The sequence below is a fragment of the Kitasatospora sp. NPDC059747 genome (assembly GCF_042732955.1).
Taxonomy (GTDB): Bacteria; Actinomycetota; Actinomycetes; order Streptomycetales; family Streptomycetaceae; genus Kitasatospora.
Genome location: NZ_JBHWGV010000014.1, coordinates 4,885 through 16,097 on the forward strand (window position 1 = coordinate 4,885; position 11,213 = coordinate 16,097).

An 11,213-nucleotide genomic window follows, 5' to 3' on the forward strand; every position below is an offset into this window, starting at 1 on the left:
CGGGGGGGGGCCGCGCCCGGCGGGGCCCCGCCCCGGCCGGCCGCTGAGGGCCCCGTCGCGGGGGGGGGGCGGGGGCCCCCCCCCCCCCCCCCCCCTCTCCGGGACGTTAGAGCAGGCCGATCAGCCCGCCGCCTCGACGCTCTCACCGGGTGGGCGTCCGCTCACCCGTTCGGACTCAAGGGCGGACTGGAGGATCACCACCGCGGCGGCCTGGTCGACCACCGAGCGCCCCTTCTTCGCCTTGACGCCGGAGGCCCGCAGCCCGTGGGTCGCGGTGACGGTGGACATCCGCTCGTCGACCAGCCGGACCGGCACCGGGTAGACCCGGTTGGCCAGCCGCGCCGCGTACGCGCGGACCTTCTCCGCCGCCGGGCCCTCCTTGCCGCTGAGCGAGCGCGGCAGCCCGACGACCACCTCGATCGCGCCGTACTCGTCGACGATCGCGGCGATCCTGGCCTGCGACTTCACGCCGGCCGGGACGGTCTCCACCGGGGTGGCGAGCACCCCGTCGGGGTCGCAGGACGCGACCCCGATCCGGGCGTCACCGACGTCGACGGCGATCCGCCGCCCACGCCTGAAGGGCCTCTCCTCGAACTCCATCAGGAGGCGCGCTCCGCGACCAGGCCGCGCACCGCGGCGATGGCCTCGCCGACCGCGGCCGGGTTGGACCCGCCGCCCTGGGCGACGTCGTCCTTGCCGCCACCGCCGCCGCCGAGGGTCTTGGCGGCGACGCGGACGAGCTCGCCGGCCTTGATGCCGCGGCCGCGGGCGTCCTCGTTGGTGGCGATCACGGTCAGCGGGCGGTCGTTCGCCACGGTGAAGGCGGCGACCACGGCCGGGCGCGAGCCGAGGCGGCCGCGCACGTCCAGGACCAGCTTGCGCAGCTCGTCCGCGCCGACCCCGTCGGCGACCCGGGCGGCCACCACGGAGATGCCGTGCACGTCCTCGGCCGAGTCGGCCAGGCCCGCCGCGGCGGCCAGCACCTTCTCGGCGCGGAAGCGCTCGATCTCCTTCTCGGCGTCCTTGAGCTTGGTGAGCATGCCCGAGATCTTCTCCGGCAGCTCCTCCGGGCGGCCCTTGACCAGCTCGGTGAGCTGGGAGACCACGGTGTGCTCGCGGGCCAGGAACTTGTACGCGTCGACGCCGACCAGCGCCTCGACGCGGCGCACGCCGGAGCCGATCGAGGACTCGCCGAGCAGCTTCACCAGGCCCAGCTGGGCGGTGTTGCCGACGTGGGTGCCACCGCACAGCTCCTTGGAGAAGTCGCCGATGGTGACGACCCGGACCTCGTCGCCGTACTTCTCGCCGAACATCGCGATGGCACCGGCCTTGCGGGCCTGGTCCATCGTCATGACCTCGGCGGTGACCTCCAGCTCGCGGGTCAGCACGTCGTTGATCTTCTGCTCGACGTCGGTCAGCACGCTGCCCGGCACGGCGGCCGGCGAGCCGAAGTCGAAGCGGAAGCGGCCCGGGGCGTTCTCGGAGCCGGCCTGGGCGGCCGTCGGGCCGAGCGCGTCGCGCAGCGCCTGGTGGGTCAGGTGGGTGGCCGAGTGGGCGCGGGCGATCGCGCGGCGGCGGTCGGTGTCGATCGTGGCGTACGCGGACGCGCCGAGCACGACCTCGCCGAACAGCACCCCGCCGGAGTGGACGATCACGCCCGGGACGGGCTGCTGCACGTCGCGGATCTCGACGACCGCGCCGGACTCCAGCCGGATCCGGCCGTGGTCGGCGAGCTGGCCGCCGCCCTCGGCGTAGAACGGGGTGCGGTCGAGGATGATCTCGACCTCGTCGCCCTCGGAGGCGGCCGGCGACGGGACGCCGTCCACCAGCAGGCCGACCACGGTGGCCTCGCCCTCGGTGAGGGTGTAGCCGGTGAACAGGCTCGCGCCGGACTTGTCGGCGACCTCGCGGTACGCGGCGACGTCGGCGTGGCCCATCTTCTTGGCCTTGGCGTCCGCCTTGGCGCGGTCCCGCTGCTCCTGCATCAGGCGGCGGAAGCCGGCCTCGTCGACCTGGAGGCCCTGCTCCTCGGCCATCTCCAGGGTCAGGTCGATCGGGAAGCCGTAGGTGTCGTGCAGCTTGAAGGCCTGGTCGCCGGAGAGGACGGCGCCGCCGGCCTGCTTGGTCTCGGTGACCGCGGCGTCCAGCAGGCTGGTGCCGGCCTTCAGGGTCTGCAGGAACGCCGACTCCTCGCCGACGACGACCGTCTCGATGCGCTTGCGGTCGGCCTCCAGCTCCGGGTACTGCGGGGCCATCGCCTTGATCGCGATGTCGATCAGGTCCTTGGCGACCGGACCGGTGGCACCCAGCAGGCGCATGTTGCGGATGGCGCGGCGCAGGATGCGGCGCAGCACGTAGCCGCGGCCCTCGTTGCCGGGGGTGACGCCGTCGCCGACCAGCATCAGGCCGGTGCGGATGTGGTCGGTGACCACGCGCAGCGACACGTCCGACTTGCGGTCGGCGCCGTAGGTGTGGCCGGTGAGCTCGGCGGCGCGGTCGAGGATCATCCGGCTGGTGTCGATCTCGAAGAGGTTGTCGACGTCCTGCAGGATGGCGGCGAGGCGCTCCAGGCCGAGGCCGGTGTCGATGTTCTTGCTCGGCAGGTCGCCGAGGATCTCGAAGCCGTCCTTGCCGTCGCCGTGGCCGCGCTCGTACTGCATGAAGACCAGGTTCCAGATCTCCAGGTAGCGCTCGCCGTTGACGGCCGGGCCGCCCTCCTCGCCGTACGCGGGGCCGCGGTCGTAGTTGATCTCCGAGCACGGGCCGCACGGGCCGGGGACGCCCATCGACCAGAAGTTGTCCTTCATGCCCAGGCGCTGGATGCGCTCCGAGGGCACGCCGATGACGTCACGCCAGATCTGCTCGGCCTCGTCGTCGTCCTTGTAGACGGTGATCCAGAGCTTCTCCTTCTCCAGGCCGTAGCCGCCGTCCGCGACGGGGGTGGTGAGCAGGTCCCACGCGAACTTGATGGCTCCTTCCTTGAAGTAGTCGCCGAAGGAGAAGTTGCCGCACATCTGGAAGAAGGAGCCGTGCCGGGTGGTCTTCCCGACCTCCTCGATGTCCAGGGTGCGCACGCACTTCTGGACGCTGGTGGCGCGCGAGAACTGCGGCTTGACCTCGCCCAGGAAGTAGGGCTTGAACGGCACCATGCCGGCGTTGACCAGCAGCAGGGTGGGGTCGTCGGCGACCAGGGACGCCGACGGAACGACGGTGTGGCCGCGCTCCTCGAAGAAGCGCAGCCAGCGGCGGCGGATCTCAGCCGACTCCATTAGTGGTCCTTCCGGTTCGGGGTGCCACCCCGCGGCGGCAGGGCGCGGCGGGGCGTTTCTTCAATGGCTCTGGGGGTCTTGCGGGCACTGCTGGACGGAGGCAGGGCGGCGGCCGGACTGCCGGGCGCCGCCGAGATAGCTCGGTACTGCGGTTCGCCCCGCAGGGCCCGGCGCTCGCGCCGGGGCTCGACGACGGCGGTGCCGTGGAGTCCGAGGTCGTCGCGCAGCTGGTCCTCGCGCTCGGCCATGCCGGCCTTCACGTCCTGGGCGAACTGCTTGGCCAGGTCGCCCAGGTGCAGCGCGCCGCGCGCGGCGGTGCCGGAGAGGCTGTCCGGGGTGAGCCGGTGCACGGCCTCGTTGGCCTTGTTCATGGCCCAGACGGTGGCGCCGGCGCCGACCGCCATCCAGAAGATGCGTCGCACCACGGCGTCAGCCCCTCACCGCGCGCCGGACCCGGGACAGCAGGCCGCCGCGCGGGGCGGTCGCGGCGCGCACCTCGGCCCGGATCAGCCGGGCCAGCTCCTCGCGCTCGCCCGGCTGGGCGGGCACGGACGGGTTGCCGCCCTGCTGCCTGGCGACCGCCTTGCGGACGCCGTAGCTGAAGGCCGCGACCTTCACCAGCGGCCCGCCCAGGGTGGCCGCGACGGTGGAGGAGAGCGCGTTGGCGTTGGCGGCGGCGTCCTGGACGTTCGCGGTGATCTCGTCGACCCGCTCCAGCTGCTCGTTGGCGCTGCGCACGGCGGCGCCCGCCTCGGTCAGCAGCGGCACGGCCTGCTCGGTGACGGCGGAGACCAGGACGGTGGCCTCCTTGAGCACCCGCGAGAGGCGGACCAGCACCACGGCGAGCAGGGTGACCAGGACCGCCCAGAACACGGCGACGAGCAACCCGGCCAGCTCTCCCACGGACACCTTTGCGCGCTCCCTCGCCTTGCTGTTCGCCTTGCTGTTCTCCAAAACGGAACCCTATCGCGCCCACGCCCGGTTTCCGGACCGGGTGGGCGGTGGCGCAGCGGGCCCGGGGGCCCGTATCCGGGCTCCCTCCCGCGTGCCGTCGCCGGGGAACGCGCCGCGCCCGCCCTCCGGGCGGACGACGGGAGTCCGAAGACGGGCCCGTGATCCGGTCGGGTGTGCGAACCGCCCGCGTAACCTACCGGCCGGTCACCTCGTTCTGCCAGGCGGGTCGTCGCCCGTACGGCCCGACGCACGTCCGGGCCGGTACGGTCCGGGCCCGGAGCACGGGGAGCAGCGCTTGGCCGGCGACTGGACAGCACAGCCTCGGGAGGCCGGCCCGCGCCGGCGCGCGGCGCAGCCCGGTCGGCTGCCGGCCGAGGTCACCGGCTTCGTCGGCCGTCGGCGGGAGCTGACCGAGCTGGCCGGGCTGCTGGCGAACGCCCGGCTGGTGACGGTCACCGGGCCGGGCGGGGTCGGCAAGAGCCGGCTGGCGCTGCGCGCGGCGGCGCGGGCGACGGGCGCGTTCCCGGACGGCACCTGGCTGGTCGACGTCGCCCCCGTGCAGGACCCGCTCCTGCTCGGCCACGCCGTCCTGGAGGCGCTGCGGCTGCCGCACGGCACTGCCCGGCCGCCGCTGGAGGTGCTGACCGAGCAGCTGGCCGGCCGCCGGCCGCTGCTCCTGCTGGACGGCTGCGAGCACCTGGTGGAGGCCTGCGCGGAGCTGGCGGACACCCTCCTGCGGGCGGTGCCCGGCCTGCGCGTGCTGGCCACCAGCCGGGCGCCGCTGCGGGCCGGCGGCGAGCACCTGTACACGGTGGCTCCGCTGCCGGTCGGCCCGGTGGCGGACGGGCGGCCGGGGCCCGGCACGCTGCCGGACGCGGTGCAGCTGTTCGCCGAGCGGGCGCGCGCCGTGCTGCCCTCCTTCACCGTGACGGAGGCGAACGCCGAGGCGGTGGGCCTGCTGTGCCGCCGGCTGGACGGCATCCCGCTCGCCGTCGAGCTGGCGGCCGGGCGGCTGCGCGCGCTGTCCGTCGAGCAGATCACGGCCCGGCTGGACGACCGCTTCCGGCTGCTGACCGGCGGTGCGAGAACGGCCCTGCCCAGGCACCAGACGATGCGCACGACGATCGGCTGGAGTCACGAGCTCTGCACGGTGCAGGAACGTTTACTCTGGGCCCGCCTCTCGGTCTTCGCCGGCGGCTTCGACCTGGAGGCCGCCGAATACGTGTGCGCCGCCGAGGGCATCGACGCCGAGGACGTCCTCGACCTGCTCTCCGAACTCGTCGCCAAGTCCGTCGTCCTGCGCGAGGACACCGCCTACGGCGTCCGCTTCCGGCTGCTCGACACCCTGCGCGAGTACGGCGGCACCTGGCTGCGCGCCGCCGGCGACGAGCAGCGGCTGCTGCGCCGCCACCGGGACTGGTACCTGGGGGTCGCGACCTGGGGCGAGGTCGAGTGGTTCGGCCCCCGGCAGGCGGAGACCGCCGAACGCACCGGGCTCGCCCACACCAACCTCCGGGCCGCGCTGGAGTTCTGCCTCTCCGAGCCCGGCGAGGAGCAGCTCGCCCTGCTGATGGCCGGCACGCTCTGGTTCTACTGGGTCGGCAGCGGCCACCTCGGCGAGGGCCGGCACTGGCTGGACCGCGCCCTCGCCCTGGCCGGCGAGCCGACCGAGGCGCGCGCCAAGGCGCTCTGGGTGACCGGCTACATGGCGACGCTCCAGGGCGACCTGCCCGCCGCCCGTCCGGCCCTGGAGGAGTGCCGCCGCCAGGCCCTGGCCACCGGCGACGACCGCGCGCTCGCCTACGCCGTCCACCGGCAGGGCTGCGCGGCCCTGATCGGCGACGAACCCGGCCGCGCCGCCGAGCTGTTCGAGGAGGCGCTGTGGCACTACCGGACGATCGGCGAGCTCAACAGCAACGTCCTGATGGCCATGCTCGAACTGGGCCTCGCCTACGTCTTCCAGGGCGACCGGGAGAGCGGCGAGCTGTGGTTCGGCCAGGCCCGCGAGGTGTGCGAGGAGCACGGCGAGCAGTGGGCGTACGCGTACGTGCTGTACGCGATGGCCTTCTCGCACTGGATGGACGGCGACGTCCGCCCGGCCCGGGTCCTCGCCCGGGAGAGCGTGCGGCTCAACCACCTGTTCCACGACCTGCTGGGCATCGTCCTCGGCATCGACCTGCTGGCCCTGCTGGAGACCGAGCCCGCCGGGCCGGACGTCCCGGGCGACCTGCACGAGGCCCGGCTGCTCCAGGGCGCGGCGCACCGGATCTGGCGCACGGTCGGCACGCCCTTCCTCGGCTCGCGGTTCTTCTTCGGCCCGCACCGGCAGTGCGCCGAACGGGCCCGCGCCGGGCTCACCGAGCAGGAGTACGAGGACTGCTACGCGGCGGGCGCCCGGCTCGGCCTCGACGCGGCGGTGTCCCGGGCCCTCGGCACCGGCGGCTCCCCGGGCGGGCCCGGGCCGGGGCCGGGCCCGTACGCCGTCCCGCCGGCCCCGGCGCCCGCGCCGGTGCGGAATAGCTGAAGCTTGCGGATTGCTTGAGGAGGCAAGTACCAAGCCGGAAGGAGCCACCGTGGCCGTCCACACCGCCGCCGACGAGTACCGCCGGGCGAAGCTGCACTTCGAGTCCAAGGCGTACAGCGAGGCCGCCCACATCCTGGCGGGCGTGCTCGCCGAGGAGCCGGCCAACCTCTCGGTCCGCCTGCTGCTCGCCCGCAGCTACTACCACTCCGCCCAACTCCGCAACGCCGAGGCCGAGTTGATCCGGATCCTGGAGGCCGACCCGGCCGAGGACTACGCCCGGCTGATGCTCGGCCGCACCCTGGAGCGCCAGGGCCGCGCCGCGGAGGCCCGCCCGCACCTGCGGCTGGCCGCCGCGATGGCCGGCGAGAGCGCCTGAGCCGGGCAGCGGTTCCGGACGGGCTCCGAAAAGGGGCGAGCCCCCACCACCCCGAGGGGCGGTGGGGGCTCGCTGTGGTTCCGCGAAGTGCAGGACCAGCCGCGGGTCAGCGCGAGTAGTACTCGACGACCAGCTGCTCGTCACAGATCACCGGGACCTCCTTGCGCTGCGGCGCACGGTCCAGGCGGAAGGCCAGGGCCTTCAGGTTGACCTCGAGGTACTTCGGGGTCTGGCCCTCACCCGCGTAGCCACCCTCACGGGCGACCTGGAAGGGGACCTTCTCCTTGGAGCGCTCGCGGACGGTCACCACGAAGCCCGGCTTCATCTGGAACGACGGCTTGTTGACCTTGCCGCCGTTGACCTCGATGTGGCCGTGGACGACCATCTGGCGGGCCTGGTAGATGGTGCGGGCGATGCCCGAACGCAGGACCAGGGAGTCCAGACGGGTCTCCAGGTCGGCGACGAGCGCCTCACCGGTCTTGCCCTCGGCCTTCTTCGCGCGGTCGAACGCGCGCGCCATCTGCTTCTCGCTCAGGTCGTACTGGGCGCGCAGACGCTGCTTCTCGAGCAGACGGACCTTGTAGTCCGAGTTCTGCTTGCGACCACGGCCGTGCTGGCCGGGCGGGTACGGGCGGGCCTCGAAGTACTTGACGGACTTCGGGGTCAGCGGCACGCCGAGCGCACGCGCGATCTTGACCTTGGGGCGCTTCTGGTTCGCCATGAACCAAACCTTCCTTGCTTTCGAATACGGCTTCACCAGGTGTTGACGGAGGTCGCAAGTCGCGACCCGGAGAAAACCCCGCCGCCTGCGCGGTGGGATCAGCCGCTCTCCGGAGCCGGGCACGGATGTGCTTGTCGCACGGACGATCCAGTGGACTGGGCCGCCCGCGACACCGAGACGGTGCGCGACGCTCCTGGTGCGGACCCCTCGGAAGGGGCCTACGGCCGGCGTCCCGCTGGTGCGGCCGGTCGGTGGGGTCTCCCCCGCCGCCGTCCCGGGACGTGGCACTCCGATCGAGTATACCGGGGCGCGTGCATACCGTTCACTCGCCCCTGAGCCGGCCCCTCGTCCACTCCACGACGTCCGCGTAGCGGGCCTCGCCGCCGCGCCGGGTCGGCTGGTAGTAGTCCTTGCCGTGCACCGCGTCCGGCGCGTACTGCTGGGCCGCGATGCCCTCCGGCAGGTCGTGCGGGTACTGGTAGCCCTGGCCGTGGCCGAGCTTGCCCGCGCCGCCGTAGTGCGCGTCCCGCAGGTGCGGCGGCACCGCGCCCGCGAGGCCCTGCCGGACGTCCGCCAGCGCCGCGTCGATCGCCAGGTAGGCCGCGTTCGACTTGGGCGCCAGGGCCAGCGCGATCGCCGCCTGGGACAGGATGATCCGCGCCTCCGGGAAGCCGATCAGCGCCACCGCCTGGGCCGCCGCGACGGCCGTCGCCAGCGCCGTCGGGTCCGCCAGGCCGACGTCCTCGCTGGCCGAGATCATCAGCCGCCGGGCGATGAAGCGCGGGTCCTCCCCCGCCTCGATCATCCGGGCCAGGTAGTGCAGCGTGGCGTCCACGTCGCTGCCGCGGATCGACTTGATCAGCGCGCTCGCCACGTCGTAGTGCTGGTCGCCGTCCTTGTCGTAGCGCACCGCCGCCTGGTTGACGGCCGTCTCGGTGGTGGCCAGCGTGATGCTCGGCTCGCCCTTCTCCAGCGCCGCCCCGGCCGCCGCTTCCAGCGTCGTGAGCGCCCGCCGGGCGTCCCCGCCGGCCAGCCTCACGAGGTGGTCCTCGGCCTCCTCGGTCAGCTCCAGCGCACCCTCCAGACCGCGCTCGTCGGCCACCGCTCGGCGCAGCAGCGCGCGGACGTCGTCGTCGGTGAGCGACTCCAGGGTGAGCAGCAGCGAGCGCGACAGCAGTGGCGAGATCACCGAGAAGTACGGGTTCTCGGTGGTCGCCGCGATCAGGGTGACCCAGCGGTTCTCGACGGCCGGCAGCAGCGAGTCCTGCTGGGCCTTGGAGAAGCGGTGGATCTCGTCCAGGAAGAGCACCGTCTCGCGGCCGGACATGCCGACGGCCCGCCGGGCGCCGTCGATGACCGCGCGCACCTCCTTGACGCCGGCGGTGATCGCGGACAGCTCGACGAAGCGCCCCTCGACGGCCTGGCTGATGACGTGCGCGAGCGTGGTCTTGCCGGTGCCGGGCGGGCCCCAGAGGATCACCGAGCTGGTCGCGGCCGGCCCGCGCGAGCCGGACACCAGCCGGCGCAGCGGCGAGCCGGCCTTGAGCAGCCGGTGCTGCCCGGCGACCTCGTCCAGGGTGCGCGGGCGCATCCGCACGGCCAGCGGGGCCCGGCCGGGCTCCTTGGCCTGGCGTTCCTCGGCGGCGGCGGTGAAGAGGTCCGGTTCGTCCACACCGGAAGCCTATGCGAGGGTGCGGACAGGCCTACCGCTTCCGGCGGTCCAGCAGGACGACCTCGAACTCCTCCACCGACACGATGGTGGCGCCGACGGCGGCCGAGGCCTGCGCCCGGGCGTCGGCCTGCGGCCCGCGGGAGGCCTCCAGGCTCGCCCGGTCGGCGAAGATCGTGCCCACCACGGCCCGGCCGCGCGCCCGGTCGACGAGCATCGCGCCGGTGACGAAGCCGTCGGTCTTCTCCAGCAGGGGCAGCGCCCGCTCCCGGAAGACCTCCGCCAGCCGGTCCACCTTGGCCGGGTCGACCTCGGCCCGCACCAGCCGGAACCCGGCACCCGGCCCGGCGTCACCGGGCGGGGCCGCCGCGACGGCCTCCCACACGTCGGTGGCCACGGTGCCGGCCAGCGGCGCGAGCAGCTCGGCCCGGCGCTCGCCGAGCTCCCGGTCGCTGTCCCGCTCGGCCTGCGCGGTGTCCCACCACGAGCTCATGGTGATCTTGCCCAGCGCCCGGTCGGCGTACAGCCCGTAGCCGAGGTAGCCCGGCTGCGGGGCGAGCAGCCCGACGGCCTCGGTGCGGAGCCCGTCGAGGGTCCGGTCGATCCGATCGGGGTGCCCGGTGGCATAAACGGTACGGACGAACATGAGCACGCCTCCCGACGTCGCAGGGCGCCACGGGGGCCCGATCGCAGGAGTGCGGCGCCCGGATAAGCCCCGTCTACTCCAGTCTGGCAGCGTGGTCCGGAACGTACTTCTGGAGATCGCGCGGGGGCCGCTGGTAGCCGCGCGGGGCCGGGCGCGGCGGCAGGGCGATCCTCGGCGCGGCCACCTCGTGGTACGACACGGTGGACAGCAGGTGGGCGATCATGTTGACCCGGGCCCGGCGCTTGTCGTCGCTCTCCACCACGTGCCACGGCGAGTCCGGGGTGTCGGTGTAGACGAACATCTCGTCCTTGGCCCGCGAGTAGTCCTCCCAGTGAGTGATCGACTCGACGTCCATCGGGGAGAGCTTCCAGCGCTTCATCGGGTCCTCCAGGCGGTCCCGGAAGCGCCGCTCCTGCTCGGTGTCGCTCACCGAGAACCAGTACTTGCGCAGCAGGATGCCGGCCTCGATCAGCATCCGCTCGAAGGTCGGGCACTGGTGCAGGAACTGCCAGTACTCCTCGTCGGTGCAGAAGCCCATCACCCGCTCGACCCCGGCCCGGTTGTACCAGCTGCGGTCGAACAGCACGATCTCCCCGGCCGCGGGCAGCTGCTCGACGTACCGCTGGAAGTACCACTGGCTCTTCTGCCGCTCGGTCGGGGTCGGCAGCGCCGCGACCCGGGCGATGCGGGGGTTCAGATACTCCGTCACCCGCTTGATCGCGCCGCCCTTGCCCGCCGCGTCGCGGCCCTCGAAGACGACGACCAGCCGGGCGCCCTCGACCCGCACCCACTCCTGGAGCTTCACCAGCTCCTGCTGGAGCCGCAGCAGTTCCCGCTCGTACGGCCGCTTCGCCAGTCGCTGCACCTTGGCCACCCGGGATCCTCCGTCCAACCGCTGATGATCCCTCACGGTAGGCGCCGAAGGCCGGATCCGCAGGTCGTGGGCGGACGTGGGGGGGGGGGTGGGGGGGCCGGCGCCCCGCCGCCCCCGCACCCCCCCACACCGCGCCGGCGGCCGAAACACACACAAAATAACACACCCACACCAGCCCTC

10 protein-coding genes are annotated in these 11,213 nt (G+C 73.5%); 2 read left to right on the forward strand and 8 right to left on the reverse strand.

The genetic code is table 11. The features are described 5' to 3' along the window. Window positions 1-120: 120 nt before the first annotated feature. The 4 genes from ruvX to ACFV4G_RS08735 are packed head-to-tail and all read right to left on the reverse strand — an operon-like array spanning window position 121 to window position 4,178. The gene (gene ruvX, locus ACFV4G_RS08720; protein WP_359973184.1) at window positions 121-600 is read right to left on the reverse strand and encodes a Holliday junction resolvase RuvX; all 480 of its coding nucleotides are present in this window, start codon (window positions 598-600) and stop codon (window positions 121-123) included. Continuing rightward, window positions 600-3,269 carry an alanine--tRNA ligase gene (gene alaS / locus ACFV4G_RS08725; protein ID WP_380437971.1) on the reverse strand — a complete coding sequence of 890 codons (2,670 nt, stop codon included), beginning with the start codon at window positions 3,267-3,269 and terminating at the stop codon, window positions 600-602. Before alaS ends, ruvX begins: the two co-directional genes overlap by 1 nt. Continuing rightward, window positions 3,269-3,694, reverse strand: coding sequence for a DUF6167 family protein (locus ACFV4G_RS08730; protein WP_380437973.1), 426 nt, complete (start codon window positions 3,692-3,694; stop codon window positions 3,269-3,271). Before ACFV4G_RS08730 ends, alaS begins: the two co-directional genes overlap by 1 nt. A gap of 4 nt (window positions 3,695-3,698) precedes the next feature. Further along, complete coding sequence (locus ACFV4G_RS08735) at window positions 3,699-4,178, reverse strand: DUF948 domain-containing protein (protein WP_359973189.1); 480 nt, start codon at window positions 4,176-4,178, stop codon at window positions 3,699-3,701. Window positions 4,179-4,518: 340 nt separating this feature from the next. Between ACFV4G_RS08735 and ACFV4G_RS08740 the strand changes: the two genes are divergently transcribed. Both ACFV4G_RS08740 and ACFV4G_RS08745 read left to right on the forward strand, forming a co-directional pair. Then, window positions 4,519-6,747 carry an ATP-binding protein gene (locus ACFV4G_RS08740; protein ID WP_380437975.1) on the forward strand — a complete coding sequence of 743 codons (2,229 nt, stop codon included), beginning with the start codon at window positions 4,519-4,521 and terminating at the stop codon, window positions 6,745-6,747. Window positions 6,748-6,796: 49 nt separating this feature from the next. Further along, window positions 6,797-7,123, forward strand: a complete 327-nt coding sequence (locus ACFV4G_RS08745) for a tetratricopeptide repeat protein (RefSeq protein WP_380437977.1) — start codon at window positions 6,797-6,799, stop codon at window positions 7,121-7,123. A 106-nt stretch (window positions 7,124-7,229) separates the two neighbouring features. Here ACFV4G_RS08745 and rpsD read toward each other — a convergent pair whose 3' ends face one another. From rpsD to ppk2, 4 genes are all read right to left on the reverse strand, one after another. After that, the gene (gene rpsD, locus ACFV4G_RS08750) at window positions 7,230-7,844 is read right to left on the reverse strand and encodes a 30S ribosomal protein S4 (protein ID WP_030240707.1); all 615 of its coding nucleotides are present in this window, start codon (window positions 7,842-7,844) and stop codon (window positions 7,230-7,232) included. A 322-nt stretch (window positions 7,845-8,166) separates the two neighbouring features. Further along, window positions 8,167-9,516, reverse strand: a complete 1,350-nt coding sequence (locus ACFV4G_RS08755) for a replication-associated recombination protein A (RefSeq protein WP_380437979.1) — start codon at window positions 9,514-9,516, stop codon at window positions 8,167-8,169. 31 nt (window positions 9,517-9,547) lie between these two features. Continuing rightward, window positions 9,548-10,159 (reverse strand): antibiotic biosynthesis monooxygenase, encoded by a 612-nt coding sequence (locus ACFV4G_RS08760; RefSeq protein WP_380437981.1) that lies wholly within the window; start codon window positions 10,157-10,159, stop codon window positions 9,548-9,550. A gap of 73 nt (window positions 10,160-10,232) precedes the next feature. Continuing rightward, window positions 10,233-11,033 carry a polyphosphate kinase 2 gene (gene ppk2 / locus ACFV4G_RS08765; protein WP_380437983.1) on the reverse strand — a complete coding sequence of 267 codons (801 nt, stop codon included), beginning with the start codon at window positions 11,031-11,033 and terminating at the stop codon, window positions 10,233-10,235. Between the last annotated feature and the right edge of the window lie 180 nt (window positions 11,034-11,213).

Coding starts and splice junctions, on each gene's coding strand:
- rpsD (WP_030240707.1), bottom strand. CDS start 7,844: ATGGCGAACCAGAAGCGCCCCAAGGTCAAGATCGCGCGTGCGCTCGGC.
- ACFV4G_RS08760 (WP_380437981.1), bottom strand. CDS start 10,159: ATGTTCGTCCGTACCGTTTATGCCACCGGGCACCCCGATCGGATCGAC.
- alaS (WP_380437971.1), bottom strand. CDS start 3,269: ATGGAGTCGGCTGAGATCCGCCGCCGCTGGCTGCGCTTCTTCGAGGAG.
- ruvX (WP_359973184.1), bottom strand. CDS start 600: ATGGAGTTCGAGGAGAGGCCCTTCAGGCGTGGGCGGCGGATCGCCGTC.